The sequence below is a fragment of the Clostridium phoceensis genome, from assembly GCF_001244495.1.
GTDB lineage: Bacteria > Bacillota > Clostridia > Oscillospirales > Oscillospiraceae > Lawsonibacter > Lawsonibacter asaccharolyticus.
Genome location: NZ_LN866274.1, coordinates 338,531 through 356,002, shown reverse-complemented (window position 1 = coordinate 356,002; position 17,472 = coordinate 338,531). Strand labels below are relative to the sequence as shown.

The following is a 17,472-nucleotide window of genomic DNA, read 5'->3' as shown; positions in this document are numbered from 1 at the left end:
TTATTTATACCCAAAATCAGTCCAAAGGGTAAAAGGGAGGGGCCCGGAATCATTTTTGATCCCGGGCCCTGTGTTCAGGTCAGGCGGAGGATGCTGGCCGCCTCGATCATGGCGGCGGCGAACAGGAGCAGGAAGCCCAAAGCAAGGACCAGCCCATCCTGACGGGACAGGCGGATATCCCGCAGCCGTCCGGCGGTGGTCCGGCCCCCCAGGGTCTGGACGAAGGAGATGTCCGCCGTTCCCGAGGCGATGCAGCAGAAGGCGGACATCTCCACCATGCCGGAGGCCTCGCTGATATGGAGCATGCGCAGCAGCCGGGCCGCGAAAGGGGGCGCTTCTCCGCCCATTTGGAAGGACCAGGTGCCCACCATCAGCCCATAGAGCAGGAACAGCAGGAGGAGACAGGAGTAGCCGCAGGGGATCAGGAGACCCCCCTGCGGTCCCCTGGCGAAGAGGTTGGCCCCCACGAGGACGCAGGCAAAGATCAGATTGAACCCGAAGATCTGGAGCCCGCCCACAAGGGGGCTGGAGGAGACCGCCCAGTTCCACAGGGGATTGGCGTTTTTCAGGAGCCCCTCTGGGAGCAGAGGCCCGCTGAGGCAGGCCGCCGCCAGCGTCAGGGCCATGCCTGCCCCGAACAAAGCTGCCGCCCGGAGCAGGGCGTTGGGCTGGGTGATCCAGCGCCGGATCACATTCACGGCTCCTTCTCTCCTTTCTGATGGGTCAGCAGGCGCGCCATATCCTCCGGAAGGGGGAGGGTAAAGGACAGCTCCTGCCCAGTGACGGGCTGCCGGAGGGACAGCTGGGCGGAGTGGAGGGCAGGGCGGGAGATCAGGGAACGGTCCTCGTACCCGTAAAGGAAATCTCCTGTCAAGGGGCAGCCCAGAGAGGCCATGTGGACCCGGATCTGGTGGGTGCGCCCGGTGTCCAGCTCCAGACGGACCAGGGAACGCCCCCCGGAGCGGGACAGGGTCTCATACCGTGTGCGGGCGTCCTTGCCGTCGGGGCGGACCATCTGCTCCACCAGGGAGCCCTCCCGGGGCCCCAGCGGGGCGTCTACCACACCGGAGGGGGGCTGAGGCCCGCCGTCGCACACCGCCAGATAGACACGGCGGAAGGCTGGGGTGTGGAGCTGCCCCTTCAGCACCTCCTGGGCGTGGGGGTGCTTGGCCACTGCCATCAGCCCGGAGGTCCCCCGGTCCAGCCGGTGGACGGGGTGGAAATCTCCTTCAATACCCTCCGAATTGTAATAATTCAGCAAAAAATTACCTATCGTATCATTAAAATGTCCGGGGCCGGGGTGGACCGGCACCCCCGGGGCCTTGTTCAGGATCAGCAGGTCCCCGTCCTCGTACACGATATCCAGGGGACCCGGGGCGGGCAGGATGCCGCTGCGCCGCTCCGGGTCGGACAGGCGGACGGACAGAGTCTGTCCCTCCCGGGGGCGGAAGGCGGTATTCACCCGGGCCCCGTCCACCAGGATGCCGTCGGGGAGCCACTTGATCCGGCGGATCACCGTGCCGGACAGGTGCAGCCTCCGCCGCAGCAGGGTGTCCACCTTGACGCCCCCATCCTCCGGCCCCAGGACCAGCTCCAGGCGGCGGGTCTTCCTCTGTATCTGTTCCATCCCGCCACCCTCACATCCGCTTGGACAGCCGGGCGCGGAAGACGGCCAGAGCGGAAAAGTAGAAAAACAGCACGATGGACAGGGTCAGGGAGACATCCGACCAGCCGAGCCATCCGGCCGCCAGGAGACCGAGGAACAGGGCGGTCTGGGTAGCCCGGGCAGCCTTCCACACGGCCCGGAGCTCGATCTCCTGGCTGCGCTCGTCGTCGCGGGCCACCCGGGCGGAGCGCAGCTCCTCCGGCCGGGCGAGGGTGTGCCAGCTCCCCGCCATCATGCTGAAGCCGACCAGAAACAGGCAGAAGATCACCTGGCCATACACATCCGCCGCCCTCCCGGTGAGTTGGGCCTGAAGGGGAATGCCCAGGAGCAGAAGCAGCAGGGCGGCGGCCAGCAGCAGGAGGCCCAGACGGCCTGACCGGCTCACATCACGGCGGTAGGACTGGTCGGCCTCCGTCTGGGGGCCGGCTCTGCGGGCCTGCCAGGTCCGCTCCATAGCCTCCGGCTCTGTGAGCAGAGTCTGATACCGGCCCCAGGCCCTGCCCCCCAGCACGGCGGTCCCGCCGGAGAGGACAAACAGGCCGCCCCAGACGGCCTCCATCAGGGGCGGCCCGTCAGCGCCCCGGCGGAGGAGCAGCACCGCCCCGGCGATGCCCAGGACCAGGGCCAGGATGCTGAGGACATAGCGGCGGAGCAGGAAGGACCGGAAGGCGGCGCGCTCCTCCTCCGTCATGGGTGGAATTGGGTTTGGACAGGACACAGGGCTTCCTCCTTTCCAGGATAAAGTTCTCACCGCCGCCGGGCCAGGGCGGCCCGGGCGCCAAGGAAGAACAGGATGTAGGCCAGCATGGAGCCCAGCAACACCTTCACCAGCATCGGGTCCACTGCCACCAGGACAAAGGCGGCCAGGGCCTGGAGAAAAAATGTCGCCACCCCCGCCAGCTGGGCCGCCTGGGCGGTGAGACGCTGGCTGCGCTCGTCGGTCTCCTGAATCCTGGCCTTTTTCCACCGCTCCGGGTGGCGGAGCATCCACTCGTTGCGCAGTAGGTTGGCCAGTGCGGCGCCGGTGATGCCGCTGGCGCCCCCCAGATAAAAGCCTCGGGCGTGGCCGCTGATGCCGCTGCCGGGCACCAGGAAGAAATAGCACACCAGGCCCGTCGCGCCCACCGCCAGGAGGGCGAGGAATGCCCAGCGGCGCTGGATCAGATTTTTTCCATAGTCAGGGCCCCGTCCGGTCGTTTTTATGAGCATGATTTTTCCTCCTTACAGCTTTTTGGCCCAGCGGCCCATATTGACCATATAAAAGACGCAGTGGAGGACCGTTACGGCGGAGGAGAGAAGGATCCAAAGCGTCTCCCCCCGCACCAGAGAGATCACAAAGGGGACCCACAGCAGGTACAGGGTCCAGTACCAGCTGGACTGAGCGGCCTTCTCCCGGATGGCGATGTTACGCTCGTCGGTCTCGCTGCGCTGGAGCTCCTTCCGCTCCTGGGGGGACATGTGCCGCTCCACGGCGCCCATGATCACGCTGGAGCCCCCCAGGCCCAGCAGGGCTCCGCCCATGCCGCACATCAGGCCGGTGATCCCGCCGGGCAGATCCAGCAGGGCGGCCGCCGCCATCAGGGCCAGCCCGCCCAGCGCGGCGGCGGCGAGCAGGATCGGTTTCAGCTTCTTCATGTCTCTTCCTCCTCGAACAGAAATATCTCCTCAATGGAGCTCCCGAAATATTTGGCGATCTTGTGGGCCAGCAGCAGCGAGGCGTTGTAGCGCCCGTTTTCCAGGGAGATGATGGTCTGCCGGGTGACCTCCACAGCGTCGGCCAGCTCCTCCTGGGTGATGCGCCGCTCCTTTCGGAGCTGAGCGATGCGGTTTTTCACGGCGGTCCTCCTCACGCAAAAATGTTTAGCTTGCTTTACATCTGGAGTATAGCACGCTTTACATTTTGTGTCAAGCAGGCTTTACTATTTTGCCCTTCTTTTTTCTGGGGACCAGATCTTGGAGCACTTCTGGGGCGGAGGAGGGAAGAGCTTGCCCCGCCCGCCTCCATCCGCAGGATGCGCCCAAAAGGGTCCCGCCCCACAGGGCGGGACCGCCCTTTCATGCCAGCCCCGGCGGCGGGGCATATTTAATGAAAAAGTGCCCTCCCTTCCGCCGCCTGCCCTGTCCGGGTCCACAAAATTTCTGCCTGCCCCTTGCAACTGGGCTCAGCTCCGCTATAATACCTTTGAGATCATAAGGAGGGCGGCCCCATGAGACAGAGACAGACCGGACAGGCGGACAAGCTGGGCATTTACATCCATATCCCCTTCTGCCGGAGCAAGTGCGACTACTGCGACTTCTACTCCCTGGCGGGGCGGGAGGACCGGATGGACGCCTATCAGAAGGCGCTGCTGGCCCACATCCGGGAGACTGCGCCCCTGGCCCAGGGCATCCCGGTAGACACCGTCTATTTCGGCGGGGGCACCCCCAGCTGGTACGGGGCCCGGCGCATCCATGAGCTGCTCTCCGCCCTGAGCAAGCTTTTTCAGGTGGAGAAAGACGCAGAAATCACGGTGGAGGCAAACCCTGACAGCGTGGACCTGCGTGCCCTGCGCCGCCTGCGGAAGGCGGGGGTCAACCGCCTGTCCCTGGGGATGCAGTCCGGCTGCCCCCAGGAGCTGGAGTCCGTCCACCGCCCCCACACCGTCCGACAGGTGGACGAGGCGGTGGCGGCCGCCCGGAAGGCCAAGCTGAACAACGTCTCTCTGGATCTGATCTACGGCCTGCCCGGCCAGACCATGGACAGCTGGAAGGCTACGGTGGAGCACGCCCTGTCCCTAATCCCCCAGCACCTGTCCTGCTACGGACTGAAGGTGGAGGAGGGCACCCCTCTGGCCCGCCGGGCGGCGGAGGGGGAGATCCTGCCCGACGACGACCAGCAGGCAGACCTGTACCTCTGGACCGTGGGCCGGCTGGAGCGGGCCGGCTACCCCCAGTATGAGATCTCCAACTTCGCCAAGCCGGGCTATGAGTCCCGGCACAATCTGCGCTACTGGCTCACCCGGCCCTATATCGGCTTCGGCCCCGGCGCCCACTCCGACTTCGGCGGGCGGCGGTACTCCTTTGTTCGGGACCTGGACCGGTACATCGACGGCGTGCTCAAGGGCGGGGAGATCATCGACAGCGAGGAGCTCATCCCCCAGCGGGAGCGGGGGGGCGAGTACCTGATGCTCCGGCTGCGTACCGCCCAGGGCATCGAGGAGTGGGAGTACCGCAGTGCCTATTTCATGGACTTTGCCCCCCTGGAGACCCGGCTCCGCCAGTTCCAGGCCCAGGGCTGGGCGGAGCAGGCCGACGGCCGGTGGCGGCTGACGCCCAAGGGCTTTCTGGTGTCCAATCAGCTCATCGGCGACCTGCTGGAGCGGCAGGAGGAGTCCAGCCTGGACCAGCTGCTCCCCCGGGCCAGGGCCCGCTTTTCCGGCAGCCAGGATGGTCCCTTTGTGGATTCTGTTTAAGAATCGGGAAAATGTTTCCGGCCTTTGGACCGATTTTACACACTTTTCACGCAAATGTAATTTTATTTGCCTTTTGGATATAATAGTGTTACAATATAGTTGTATCAGACCGCCCACAGGCGGGATCTGTTTGGACTACTTATGGCATTTTGCCGTATAGACATAAGGACCTCATTACGTTTGAAGAGGGTGCAGCTTTGACCAAATATTTGATTGAGGGCGGACATCCGCTCCATGGAACCATTGAGATCAGCGGAGCCAAGAACGCCGCTGTCGCCATCATCCCCGCCGCCCTGCTGGTGGACGGGGTCTGCCGCATTGAAAATGTTCCCCAGATCAGCGATGTGACCCTGATCCTCCAGATCCTCCGGGAGCTGGGGGCGGACGTGCGCACCATCAACCGCACCACGGTGGAGATCGACTGTTCCCACATTCGGAACCGTCAGGTCCCCTATGAGCTGGCCCGGAAGATCCGAGCCAGCTATTATCTGGTGGGGGCCCTGCTGGGCCGCTTCGGCTGGGCAGAGGTGCCCCTGCCCGGCGGGTGCAATCTGGGCGGACGGCCCATCGACCAGCACATCAAGGGCTTTGTGGCCATGGGGGCCGAGGTGGACGTGCGCAACGGCCTGATCTATGCCCAGGTCCCCGGCCGGGGCTGCCTGGCCGGCGGGCAGGTCTATCTGGACATCGTCTCCGTGGGTGCCACCATGAACATCATGCTGGCCGCCGCCCTGGCGGAGGGCATGACCGTTATCGAGAACGCCGCCAAGGAGCCCCATATCGTGGACCTGGCCAACTTCCTCAACTCCATGGGGGCCGACATCATGGGCGCCGGCACCGACGTCATCAAGGTGCGGGGCGTCCAGCGCCTGCGGGGCGGCTCCTACTCCATCATCCCCGACCAGATCGAGGCGGGCACCTATATGGCCGCGGTGGCTGCCGCCGGGGGCGAGCTGCTGGTGAAGAACGTCATCCCCAAGCATCTGGACTGCATCAGCGCCAAGCTGGTGGAGATGGGGGTGGATGTGGAGGAGCAGGACGACGCGGTGCTGGTCCGCCGCTCCGGCCCCATCACCCGCACCAATGTGAAGACCATGCCCTATCCCGGCTTTCCCACTGACATGCAGCCCCAGATCGCCGCGGTCCTGTGCCTGGCCCAGGGGACCAGCGTGCTCACCGAGGGCGTGTGGGACAACCGCTACCGCTATGTGGACGAGTTCCGCCGCATGGGGGCCAAGATCCAGGTGGACGGCAAGGTGGCCGTCATCGAGGGGGTCCCCGCCCTGACCGGCGCGCCGGTCCACGCCTGTGACCTGCGGGCCGGGGCAGCCATGGTGATCGCCGGTCTGGCTGCCCAGGGCACCACGGAGATCGACGGGGTGTACCACATCGAGCGGGGTTACGAGACCCTGGTGGAGAAGCTGTCCGGCGTGGGGGCCAAGATCCAGGTGCTCTTCCTGCCCGACGACGAGGCCCAGACCCAGGCGGGCTGACCTTTGCACATGCTCCGGGCGGCGGCGATCTGCCGCCGCCCGTTTTCGCGCCCTGGGGGGCGCCACTCTTTCTCCGGGAGGCGGCACATGGAAGTGTGTACTCTGGCCAGCGGCTCCAGCGGGAATTCCCTGCTGATCTGCTGCGGTTCTACTTATGTTTTGCTGGACGCGGGCATCTCCGCCCGCCGGATCACCTCTGCCCTGAAGGCGCTGGGGGCCGATCCCACCCGGCTCAGCGCGGTGCTGGTCACCCACGAGCACACCGACCACGTCTCCGGTCTGGCCACCCTGACCAAGCAGCTGGGGGTGCCCGTTTACGCCACCGCCCCCACTCTGGACCGCCTGGAGCGAAAAGTCCCAGCACTGGCGCAGCTGGGCCGGGCGCTGGAGGCCGGCACCGGCTTCCAGCTGGGGGAATTGTGGGTGGAGTCCTTCTCCACCCCCCACGACGCCGCGGGCAGTGTGGGTTACGCCGTCACCGGCGGCGGGGCACGGATGGCCCTGGCCACCGATCTGGGCCACCTGACGCCCCAGGTGTGGGATGCGGCGCGGGGGGCGGACCTGCTGGTGTGTGAGACCAATCACGACGAGGACTGGGTCCGCTCCGGCCCCTATCCCTACGCCCTGAAGCAGCGCATCCTGGGGGACTTCGGCCACCTGTCCAATGAGGCGGGGGCCGAGCTGGCCGGCCGGGCTGCCCTGGCCGGGACCCGGACCATCCTGCTGGCCCACCTGTCCTCCGAGAACAATACCCCAGCCCGGGCCCGAGAGGTGGTCTCCCGCCGCCTGTCCGCCCTGGGGGTGCGGCCGGAGGAGGACATCACCCTGGCGGTAGCCCCCCGGTCGGAGTGCGGGGCGCTGTACCGGCTGGAGCGGGGCGGAGCTCTCCGGGCCTTTCCGGAAAGGGAGGCATCCCTGTGCTGAGCGTCTATCTGATCTGTGTGGGCAAGCTGAAGGAGAAGTTCTATCAGGAGGCCTGTGCCGAATACATCAAGCGCCTGTCCCCCTACTGCAGGCTCACCCTGGTGGAGCTGCCTGAGGAGAAGCTGCCCCAGGACCCCTCTCAGGCGCAGATCGACGCCGCCCTGGAGAAGGAGAGCCAGGCCATCCGGGCCAAGCTGCCCCCCAGCACCAGCCTGGTGTGCCTGTGCGTGGAGGGCAGGCTGCGCTCCAGCGAGGAGCTGTCCACTTTGGTGGGGACCTGGGAGCACAGCTCCGCCAAGCACCTGGCCTTTGTCATCGGCGGCTCCTACGGCCTGGCGGAGCGCCTGAAGGGGGAGTCCTGGGTCAAGCTGTCCATGTCCCCCATGACCTTCCCCCACCACCTGGCCCGGGTCATGCTGCTGGAACAGCTCTACCGGGCCTTCAAGATCCGGGAGGGCTCCAGCTACCACAAATGACAGGGTCCCGGGCCTGAAAACATGCTCACCGTGGATCCGTCCAAAAATCCGCTGGAAATTCATGCCTGCCTGTGGTACAATGTCCACAACAGCATGTCCCAGCGGATTTTATTGATTGGAGGTCCTACGATATGTCCTATCTTGATGCTTATCATGCATGGCTGAACAGCCCGGCCCTCTCGGCCGCCGAGAAGGCAGAGCTGGCATCCATCCAGGGCGATGACAAGGAGATCGAATCCCGCTTTTTTGATCAGCTTTCCTTCGGCACCGCGGGCCTGCGGGGCACCATGGGGGTGGGGCTGTACCGGATGAATGTCCATGTCATCCGCCACGCCACCCAGGCCTTTGCCCAGGTCATCCTGGAGGAGGGGCCCCAGGCCGCCGCCAGGGGGGTGGCCGTCTGCTTCGACTGCCGCAACAACTCCGACGTCTTTGCCCGGGAGGCCGCCTGTGTCATGGCGGGCAACGGCATCCCCGTGCGCCTGTTCGAGTCCCTGCGTCCCACCCCGGAGCTGTCCTTCGCGGTGCGGGAGTACGGCTGCATCGCCGGTATCAACGTCACCGCCAGCCACAACCCCAAGGAGTACAACGGCTATAAGGTCTACTGGCAGGACGGCGCCCAGCTGCCCCCCAAGCATGCCGACGAGGTGGCCCGGAAGATGAAGGAGCTGGACGTGTTCGACTGCGTCAAGACCATGGACTATGACCAGGCCGTGGCCCAGGGCAGGATCACGCTGATGGGGGCGGAGACAGACGAGAAGTTCCTGGCCAACGTGATGAAGCAGGTGAACGACAAGGCGGTGGTGGAGCAGATGGCGGACACCTTCACCATGGTGTACACCCCCTTCCACGGCACCGGCTATAAGCTGATCCCCGAGGCCCTCAAGCGCCTGGGCATGAAGCACGTGATCTGCGTGCCCCAGCAGATGGTCATCGACGGCGATTTCCCCACTGTGGTCTCCCCCAACCCGGAGAACCCGGAGGGGTTCTATCTGGCGGTGGAGCTGGCCAAGGAGCACGGCGCAGACTTCATCCTGGGCTCTGACCCGGACGCCGACCGGGTGGGCATCATGGTGCGCACCAAGGAGGACGACTTCGTGGTCATCTCCGGCAACCAGACCGGCGTGCTGCTGCTGGACTACCTGATCGGGGCCAAGCGCCGCACCGGCAAGATGCCCGACAAGCCCGTGGCCCTCAAGACCATCGTCACTACCGAGATGGCCCGCAAGGTGGCCGAGGTCAACGGCCTGCAGTGCTATGACACCTTCACCGGCTTCAAGTTCCTGGCGGAGAAGAAGGACGAGCTGGAGAGCTCCGGTGCGGGGAAGGTCATCTTCTCTTATGAGGAGTCCTACGGCTACATGCTGGGGGACTATGTCCGGGACAAGGACGCCGTCTCCGCCTCGGTGGAGCTGACCGAGATGGCGGCCTGGTATGCCTCCCAGGGCATGACCCTGTATGACGCCCTCCAGGCCCTGTTCAAGAAATACGGCTACTATGGCGAGCGCACCATGAACCTGGTCATGCCCGGCCTGGACGGGCTGAAGAAGATGGCTGACCTGATGGCCGGCCTGCGGGAGCAGCCCCCGGCGGAGATCGCCGGCGTGGCGGTAAAGCAGCAGAAGGACTACAAAGACGGCAGCGTGGTGGAGACAGCGACCGGCGCCAGGTCCCAGATGGAGCTCACCGGTTCCAACGTCCTGCGCTATGAGATGGCCGACGGCACCAGCCTGATCGTCCGTCCCTCCGGCACCGAGCCCAAGGTCAAGGTCTATATCCTGGCCAACGGCGCCGACAGGGAGGAGTGCGACGGAAAGGTGGCCAAGTACGCCGCCTGGGCCGAGAGCCTCAAAGACTGAAAAGACAGGCCGGACACCGGGCCCGCTCCTTTGGAGCGGGCCCGGTCAGCTTGTGGAAAGAGCCGTCCCGCAAGGAGTTCCTGCACCCGCAGGCGGCGGAATAAAATTGGATCACATCATTTCCGGGGACGTGTATCTGGGAAGTGGCGCCTCTCACGCAGGATAGGCCGCCTCCATGATCCCTGGACATCCTGCATAGGCGGGGCAGAAATAGGCATAGTTCTGCTTTACTTCCATAATTTGTATTGAAACGTCTCACAAAAAGCTCTTTCCCACCGGTTTTGAGCGGGTCCGGATCTGCCGGGCCCAGTCAGGACAGGAGGGATTTTTTATGGCAAGCGGACAGACGCAGTATTATGGACTGAATCAATGGGAGGCTGCGGACCAGGTGCTCCGGACGGAGTTTAACGCGGATAATCAAAAGATCGACGGGGCGCTGAAAGCCATGCGGGATCTGATCGTCAGTCCCAGCGTTCTCAATGCGGTACTGGATAAGCTGCGCAGTGATATCAACGCCCTGTCTGCCCGGGTGGATAAGCTGGAGGAGAGGTGAGAGAGCCCCCCGGAGCAAATGCTCCGGGGGGCTGTTAAATTGCGTGAATCAGAATCTCACTCTAATCAGCGCTTCTGACCGATATCAAGCGTCAGCACGCCATCATCGTCAGCCACCACAGTGTACTCGCCCTCGAGCACAGCCTTGACGGCAGCGCTCTCAATGTAGTACAGAGTGGTCTCCTGGTTGGGGGCAGCCGACTGCTCATTCTGGCAGGCTTCCTCGGTGTACAGCTTGCCATCGACAACAGCCAGCTTCTGGGCCAACTTGAAATCAGCCTCGGAAGCAGTGACCTTGACAGACTTCACGACGGCATTTTTGCCCTCGGCAGTCAGCTTGGCATCACAGACAGCAGCTCCATCGACACGGAACTCGCGGGCGCCATTGTGAGTATCGCTAGCAGTCTTCTCGATGGCCTTGAAGGTGTAGGTCTCACCGACGATCACCTCGTCGCCATCATTCACGGTCTGGCCCTTGGCGTCCTTGACTTCAAAATCCCAAACACCGGAAGCGGCAAAGTTCAGGGTATAGCTCACAGCCTCAGTGTCCACTTTGATGGCAATATCCTCGGTGCCAGCGGGAACGCTGACAGTCCAGGTGCCGTCGCCGTTGCTCTTGATCTTAGCAGCCTGAGCGCAAGTCACATCGGTGATGGTGTAACCCTTCTCGGCAGTCACAGTGATGTCAGCGGCCTGGTTCGCAGTAATGCTTGTGGGGTTGGCAGCAGCATGACCCTCGACCTTGACGCTGAGGGTGTCAGCGCTAGCGGTAGCGGTGATGGTGGTATCAGAATTGGCAGTCACCTTACCGGAAGGATCGGTAGTCAGGGTGTAGCCCTCCTTGGCCTTAGCGGTCCAGTTGAGCTCAGTGCCCTTCTTAACGCTGATGCTGCCGTTCTCAGTGTACTCCACGCCGTTGACGGTCACGGTGGCGTTGGTCAGCGCGAGGGTGACCTTCACCATCTCCACCACGGGCTTGTGGATAATGTAGACGAGATCCGCGGTGTTGTGGTCGTTGCTGTCCTTCACGACGGTGACATAGGTCATGTAGTCGAACTTCACGCCGTCGTAGGTCTCCTCTTCGGTGCCCACATACATGTCCTTCACATCGCCGTCGGTAATGGTGTAGCCGTAGCCCTTGGACAGATTCTCACCGTTCTTGGGCTCCACATCCACATAGACAAAGACAGTGTCGTCGTCCACGTCATACTTCACCTTGGCATCCTCCACGGTGGTCAGCCAGAAGGCGCCGTCGCCGCGGGCGTTGACGGTGTTGTCCTTCAGCTCCACATCCTCAATGCCGGTGATGTACTTCTCATCCACGGTCTTGGTGGCCTTGTACAGATGGCCGACCTCCAGGGCGCCCAGATCCTGGTCCACGTACACGGACTGCTTCACGCCGTTGACATAGGCGTTGGTGTACTCCCAGTAGTAGTCGCCGTCGTACTTCAGGGACTCGCGGGTGGTCTTGCTGAGCATGAAGTAGGTGCTGGCGCTGTCATAAACATCGCCGTCCACGATGAAGACGATCTCAGCCACATTGCCGTTCTTGGTGCTCAGCACATAGGCCAGGGTGGCATTGTCCACATCGGGCACCTCATTGTAGCCGGTATAGGCGGTCTCGCCCTCCACGTCCACAAACACGGTCTTCTTGTCCACGATGAAGTCGTTCTTGCCGTCGGAGATATAGGCCTTGCCGTTGTTGATCTCGGCGTTGGTCATGGTCTTAGAATCCACAGCCTTCAGGGTGTAGATCTTGTCCTCACCCACGGTGTAGGCCCAGACCTTCTCGTCGATGTTGGTCTTATCCTTCTTGTCCTGGTCCTTATCTACCCAGTCGATCTTGACCTTGTCCTTGCCGTCCTTGTACTCATCGTCCAGGTCGGCCTTGACAGAGGTGGCGTCAGCCAGAACGACCTTGGCGACCCAGTCACGCAGCTCCTCGTCGGAGTCCTTCACGTACAGGTACTGGGTGCTGCCGGTCTCCTGCACGAAGCCCAGCACATAGCCGTTGGGATCCAGATACAGGGTGTACTGCTCGTTCAGAGCGGGGTGGGCCTTCACGTTGTCGTCGTCCAGATCATAGACGATGTGGCCGTCGCCGGAGTAGCTGTACTTGGCACCATCGGCCAGCTTCAGATAGGTCTCGCCGGTCTCGCCCTTGCCGGTCTCGGCGTCCTTATCCTTTTCCACGCGGGTGACCTCGCCGTTGACGGTCTCGGGAGCCATCAGCTCGCAGATGTAGAAGTCCTCGTCCTCGTTGTAGTCCACGGTGAAGACAACGTAGTCGTCCTCCTCATAGCCCTCAGCATAGAAGTCGTTGTCGTCCAGCTTGGGCTCGGTGGAGATGGCCTTCACGGTGACATACTCGCCCTTGGAATCGCTCTTCACCTTGGAGACCTGGCCCAGATAGTAATTGATCTCGACCACGGTCACAGTGGCGTCGGCGTCGTCGATGTAGATCTCGGTGACGGTGCCCTTGCCGGTGTACTTCCAGGTGGAGTCGTCCTTGGAGGTGGGGATGTTGTCATCCACGTCCTTATCTTCCTTGCCGTTGACATAGGCAGTCCAGGTGTAGCCCTCGTCCTTGGCATTGTCGCGCAGGGTGCACACAGACTTGCCCAGGTCCTTGTAGACCTCGTCGATGTCCTGGCCGGAAGTATAGGTGTAGGTGGGGGCGTTGGGAACAGTAATGATCTCGTCCTTGTCCAGCATGCGGACCTTGGAGGCGATCAGGCCGCCGTTCTCGGTCAGATTATCGGTCTTGCTGGTGCTGCCGGCCTCGGTCTTGACGTTGTAGGTGCCGGTGCCCCAGGTGGTGGCGGGACGGCCGTAGATGGTCTCGGTGTCGGTGCGGTACACCAGGTCGAAGTTCTTGTAGCCCAGGGTCTGCAGGTAGTTGAACTCCAGGGAGTAGATGATGCCCTGGTTCTCGTTGTAGTACACACCCAGCAGCTCGTTGTACTGAACAGGCACGGCCTTGGTCAGGGCGTTGAACACCAGCTCAGCCACGTTGTCGCGGGTCAGCCCGGCGTTGGCGGTGAGCTTCAGGTCGCCGTACAGGCCCAGAGCGGTGCCCTTGGCGGTGGCGGCCAGCATCCAGTCATTGCCGAAGTCAGCGGCGCTCTGGAAGTAGCCCAGGGCGCGGCACAGCATCAGCACGGCCTGCGCGGTGGTCACGGTGGCGTTGGGGTCGAACTTGCCGTCGCCCACGCCGGCCACGATGCCCAGGCTGGAGCACAGGTTCACATAGCCCTGCGCCCAGGCGGGGACGTCTGTGAACACATTGGTCTCCGCGAACTGGTTGACGTTCACACCGGCGCCGTACAGCATGGTGCAGATGATGACCGCCATCTCGGCGCGGGTGACTACGTTCTCGGGGCCGAAGGACCCGTCCTCGTAGCCCTCGAACATGCCGATGGCAGAGGTGACCGCCACGGCATCCTGATTGACGATCTCGGCCTTGTCGGTGAAATCGTCGATACCCTTAGCGCTGGAGCCCACGACCATCATGCCCAGGAGCATAACGGAAGCCAGAGCCAGGCTGAGAGCACGCTTCAGGTTTCTCATTGGATATTCCTCCTTTTTATATTGACAAAAGTCGCTGTTTTCTGACAAACCGGGCCTTTTCTAGAACATTTCGGCCCACTATGCCTGTACAACACTTCTGACACAGGAGGAATTGGTTATAAAAAGGGAGAGATCAGGGGAAAAATCCCCGAGATTCTACCCAAAAAGTTTCCCTGGTAGACATTTGGTAGACACATGAAAACAGGAGGGGCGGCGAGGCCCTGAAACTCCAGGCCCCTGCCGCCCTTTTTTGGTAGACTTTTGGTAGACATTTTGCTTTTTTACATCTGTCTTTGCAACGGTGTATTCCCTGTACACTTGAAAAACCTGCATTGGCATAGTATAATCATTAAAAATCTCTAATTTCGGTTTTTGTTTGTGTGTAGAGGTTTTCGCCCCCTAGGGGGCACACAAAAGAATCGGAGTTTTCGGAAATACAGTGTACCTTTTCTGAAGGGTATGCCTCAGTGCATATCTTTTCTGTGGCCAATAGTCTCAAGATCCGGTGTTGTAGGAGGACGATAGTATGAGCAAACGAATCATTACGATCAGCCGTGAGTTTGGCAGCGGCGGGCGCACCATCGGCAAGGAGGTGGCACAGAAGCTGGGATATTCTTATTATGACAAGGAGCTGGTCCGCCAGGTCGCGGTGGAGACCGGCTTTGATGAGAAGTACATTGAACAGGCTGGCGAGTATGCCCCCTCCAAAAACTGGCTCTCTTTTGGTTTTGCTGCCCGGGGGTCCCAGGGAGCCATGGAGGGAATGTCCGCCAATGATTTTCTTTGGGCCATTCAGTGCAGGGTCATTCGGAGCCTTGCGGAAAAAGAGCCCTGCGTCATCGTGGGCCGGTGTGCCGATTATATCCTGCGGGAACGGGAGGATTGTCTCAACGTATTCATTCACGCCTCTATGGCGGCCCGGGCGGACCGTATCGTGCGCCTGTACGGCTCCAGCGAGAAGAGCCCGGAAAAACGCCTGGAGGAGAAGGACAAGAGGCGCCGCGTCTACTACAAGCACTATACCGACGGGGATTGGGGCATGTCCCAGAACTACCACCTCTCTCTGGACAGCGGAATCATCGGCATCCAGCGGTGCGTGGACATCATCTCCGAGATGGCAAAGACACTGTAAAAAACTGCGGCGGATCTTGATCTTTCCATTGACAAATCTACAAAATCTGATAGAATGATTTTTACAAACTGAATAGCCTTATCAAGAGTGGTGGAGGGAACGGCCCGATGAAGCCCGGCAACCTGCGTTCCGCAAGGTGCCAAATCCGGCGGTAGTGTATCGAAAGATGAGGGTGCATGGACTCTGACGCTCCGCCTCGGCGGAGCGTTTTTCATCCCCCCGACAGAAGAAAGGACGAAATATTATGGCAAAGCGACTGTTTACCTCTGAATCAGTGACCGAGGGCCATCCTGACAAGATCTGCGACCAGATCTCAGATGCGGTACTGGACGCCATCCTGGCCCAGGACCCGGACGCCCGGGTGGCCTGTGAGACCACGGCGTCCACCGGCCTGATCCACGTGATGGGGGAGATCACTACCTCCTGTTATGTGGACATCCCAAAGATCGCCCGACAGGTTGTGAAGGAGATCGGCTATGACCGGGCCAAGTTCGGCTTTGATTGTGACACATGCGCGGTGGTCACCTCCATCAATGAGCAGTCCCCCGACATCGCCATGGGCGTGGACAAGTGTCTGGAGGCCAAGGAGGGCACCCAGGACGACGGCCTGGACAACGGGGCTGGGGACCAGGGCATGATGTTCGGCTACGCCTGCGACGAGACCCCCGAGCTGATGCCGCTGCCCATCTCTCTGGCCCAGCGGCTGGCCCGCCGTCTGACCCAGGTCCGCAAGGAGGGACTGGTGGACTACCTGCGCCCTGATGGCAAGACCCAAGTCACGGTGGAGTATGACGGAGAGAACCGCCCCCTGCGGGTGGACGCGGTGGTGGTCTCCACCCAGCACGGGCCGGAGGCGTCCCTGGACCAGATCCGGCAGGATATGATCCAGCTGGTCATCAAGCCTATCATCCCTGCCGAGCTGCTGGACGATCAGACCAAGATCTACGTCAACCCCACCGGCCGGTTCGTCATCGGCGGTCCTCAGGGAGACTCCGGCCTCACCGGGCGGAAGATCATCGTGGACACCTACGGCGGCAGCGCTCCCCACGGAGGCGGCGCTTTCTCCGGCAAGGACCCCACTAAGGTGGACCGGTCGGCCGCCTATGCCGCCCGCTGGGTGGCGAAGAACGTGGTGGCCGCCGGGCTGGCCCGGCGCTGCCAGGTCCAGCTGGCTTATGCCATTGGTGTGGCCCGCCCCGTCTCCGTCCGCGTGGATACCTTCGGCACCGGAACGGTGCCGGACGAACAGCTCTCCGACGCAGTGGAACAAGTCTTTGACCTGCGTCCGGCTGCCATCATCCGGGATCTGGGGCTGCGCCGCCCCATCTACCGCCAGCTGGCGGCCTATGGGCACTTTGGGCGGGACGACCTGGACCTGTCCTGGGAGAAGACCGACCGGGCAGAGGCACTGAAGGCGGCTCTGTAACGGCGTCAGCGGCCAGGAATCTTTTCAGTTGGCGCCTCATAGACTGTACAGGCGCAAATAAGGGCCGGAGGAGATCCTCCGGCCCCTTCTTTCTGAATGACCGGCCCCGGGGCTGGACAATCGCCGCGCCATAGGGTAAAATAGAGAGAAAACAGCCGAAAATGGGTATCTCTGCGCCCCATACAGGAAGGAGATCATAGAATATGGATTACAGCGAACTGCTTCGCCACGTGGATCACACACTTCTGACCCCCACCGCCACCTGGGACCAGGTCAAGACGGTCTGTGACGAGGGCCTCACCTGCCGCACTGCCTCCGTCTGCATCCCGCCCCGCTATGTGAAGCGGGCCGCCGCCTATGTGGGCAATCAGCTGAAGATATGCACCGTGGTGGGTTTCCCCAACGGCTACTCCACTCCTGAGGTCAAGGTGTTCGAGACCGAGGACGCCATCCGCGGGGGAGCGGACGAGATCGACATGGTGGCTGATCTGGGCCTGGTGAAGAGCGGCGACTGGGAGGGGGTGCTGGAGGAGATCAAGGCGGTCAAAGCATCCTGTAAGGGACGTATCCTGAAGGTCATCGTGGAGGCCTGCCTGCTGACCTGTGAGGAGAAGCAGGCCATGTGCCGTATCGTCTCCATGTCCGGAGCAGACTTTATCAAGACCTCCACTGGCTTCTCTACCGGCGGCGCTACCTATGAGGATGTGAAGCTGTTCCGGGAGCACTGCAGCCCCGATGTGAGGATCAAGGCGGCCGGCGGCATCCGCACCCTGGAGGAGGCCCAGACCTACCTGGAACTGGGGGCCGACCGTATCGGCAGCAGCGGTCTGGTTGCCCTGGTCCAGGCTCAGAGCAACGGCTGAGCCCAGCCCTTTTCACACCGAAAGATCCCCGTCCATTGTGAAAATGGACGGGGATCTTT

At 62.3% G+C, this 17,472-nt stretch carries 16 protein-coding genes and 1 riboswitch; of the genes, 9 read left to right on the top strand and 7 right to left on the bottom strand.

The features are described from left to right. Window positions 1-74: 74 nt before the first annotated feature. Genes BN1969_RS02480 through BN1969_RS02455 form a run of 6 tightly spaced genes read right to left on the bottom strand, consistent with a single transcriptional unit; the run spans window position 75 to window position 3,501 of the window. Complete coding sequence (locus tag BN1969_RS02480; RefSeq protein WP_050622839.1) at window positions 75-698, bottom strand: hypothetical protein; 624 nt, start codon at window positions 696-698, stop codon at window positions 75-77. Further along, the gene (locus tag BN1969_RS02475; protein ID WP_050622838.1) at window positions 695-1,627 is read right to left on the bottom strand and encodes an RluA family pseudouridine synthase; all 933 of its coding nucleotides are present in this window, start codon (window positions 1,625-1,627) and stop codon (window positions 695-697) included. The genes BN1969_RS02480 and BN1969_RS02475 overlap by 4 nt, the downstream gene beginning before the upstream one ends. A gap of 10 nt (window positions 1,628-1,637) precedes the next feature. Then, window positions 1,638-2,384, bottom strand: a complete 747-nt coding sequence (locus BN1969_RS02470; protein ID WP_147576976.1) for a hypothetical protein — start codon at window positions 2,382-2,384, stop codon at window positions 1,638-1,640. 29 nt (window positions 2,385-2,413) lie between these two features. Beyond that, window positions 2,414-2,875 carry a hypothetical protein gene (locus BN1969_RS02465; protein ID WP_050622836.1) on the bottom strand — a complete coding sequence of 154 codons (462 nt, stop codon included), beginning with the start codon at window positions 2,873-2,875 and terminating at the stop codon, window positions 2,414-2,416. A 12-nt stretch (window positions 2,876-2,887) separates the two neighbouring features. Continuing rightward, window positions 2,888-3,301, bottom strand: a complete 414-nt coding sequence (locus tag BN1969_RS02460) for a hypothetical protein (RefSeq protein WP_050622835.1) — start codon at window positions 3,299-3,301, stop codon at window positions 2,888-2,890. Next, complete coding sequence (locus tag BN1969_RS02455; RefSeq protein WP_050622834.1) at window positions 3,298-3,501, bottom strand: helix-turn-helix transcriptional regulator; 204 nt, start codon at window positions 3,499-3,501, stop codon at window positions 3,298-3,300. Before BN1969_RS02455 ends, BN1969_RS02460 begins: the two co-directional genes overlap by 4 nt. A gap of 372 nt (window positions 3,502-3,873) precedes the next feature. On the opposite strand from BN1969_RS02455, the gene hemW reads away from it, so the two are divergent. The 6 genes from hemW to BN1969_RS02425 all read left to right on the top strand — a co-directional run bounded on the left by hemW (window position 3,874) and on the right by BN1969_RS02425 (window position 10,423). Continuing rightward, entirely contained in the window at window positions 3,874-5,118 is a 1,245-nt protein-coding gene (hemW, locus tag BN1969_RS02450; protein WP_050622833.1) for a radical SAM family heme chaperone HemW, read from the top strand. Between the two features lie 197 nt (window positions 5,119-5,315). After that, window positions 5,316-6,611, top strand: coding sequence for a UDP-N-acetylglucosamine 1-carboxyvinyltransferase (locus BN1969_RS02445; RefSeq protein ID WP_050622832.1), 1,296 nt, complete (start codon window positions 5,316-5,318; stop codon window positions 6,609-6,611). Between the two features lie 87 nt (window positions 6,612-6,698). Then, window positions 6,699-7,535, top strand: a complete 837-nt coding sequence (locus BN1969_RS02440; RefSeq protein ID WP_050622831.1) for an MBL fold metallo-hydrolase — start codon at window positions 6,699-6,701, stop codon at window positions 7,533-7,535. After that, entirely contained in the window at window positions 7,529-8,011 is a 483-nt protein-coding gene (locus tag BN1969_RS02435; RefSeq protein WP_050622830.1) for a 23S rRNA (pseudouridine(1915)-N(3))-methyltransferase RlmH, read from the top strand. Before BN1969_RS02440 ends, BN1969_RS02435 begins: the two co-directional genes overlap by 7 nt. A gap of 131 nt (window positions 8,012-8,142) precedes the next feature. Further along, window positions 8,143-9,870 carry a phospho-sugar mutase gene (locus BN1969_RS02430; RefSeq protein WP_050622829.1) on the top strand — a complete coding sequence of 576 codons (1,728 nt, stop codon included), beginning with the start codon at window positions 8,143-8,145 and terminating at the stop codon, window positions 9,868-9,870. Between the two features lie 331 nt (window positions 9,871-10,201). Continuing rightward, a complete protein-coding gene (locus tag BN1969_RS02425) occupies window positions 10,202-10,423 on the top strand; it encodes a hypothetical protein (protein WP_050622828.1) in 222 nt (73 codons plus the stop codon). Between the two features lie 65 nt (window positions 10,424-10,488). Here BN1969_RS02425 and BN1969_RS02420 read toward each other — a convergent pair whose 3' ends face one another. Next, window positions 10,489-13,992, bottom strand: a complete 3,504-nt coding sequence (locus BN1969_RS02420; protein WP_050622827.1) for an S-layer homology domain-containing protein — start codon at window positions 13,990-13,992, stop codon at window positions 10,489-10,491. 526 nt (window positions 13,993-14,518) lie between these two features. Between BN1969_RS02420 and BN1969_RS02415 the strand changes: the two genes are divergently transcribed. The 3 genes from BN1969_RS02415 to deoC all read left to right on the top strand — a co-directional run bounded on the left by BN1969_RS02415 (window position 14,519) and on the right by deoC (window position 17,413). After that, window positions 14,519-15,124: a cytidylate kinase-like family protein gene (locus BN1969_RS02415; protein WP_050622826.1), complete on the top strand. Its 606-nt coding sequence runs from the start codon at window positions 14,519-14,521 to the stop codon at window positions 15,122-15,124. Between the two features lie 75 nt (window positions 15,125-15,199). Then, window positions 15,200-15,297: riboswitch (SAM riboswitch) on the top strand. 71 nt (window positions 15,298-15,368) lie between these two features. Continuing rightward, window positions 15,369-16,550: a methionine adenosyltransferase gene (gene metK / locus BN1969_RS02410; protein ID WP_050622825.1), complete on the top strand. Its 1,182-nt coding sequence runs from the start codon at window positions 15,369-15,371 to the stop codon at window positions 16,548-16,550. Between the two features lie 203 nt (window positions 16,551-16,753). Further along, window positions 16,754-17,413 (top strand): deoxyribose-phosphate aldolase, encoded by a 660-nt coding sequence (gene deoC, locus BN1969_RS02405; protein ID WP_050622824.1) that lies wholly within the window; start codon window positions 16,754-16,756, stop codon window positions 17,411-17,413. The last annotated feature ends 59 nt before the right edge of the window (window positions 17,414-17,472 follow it).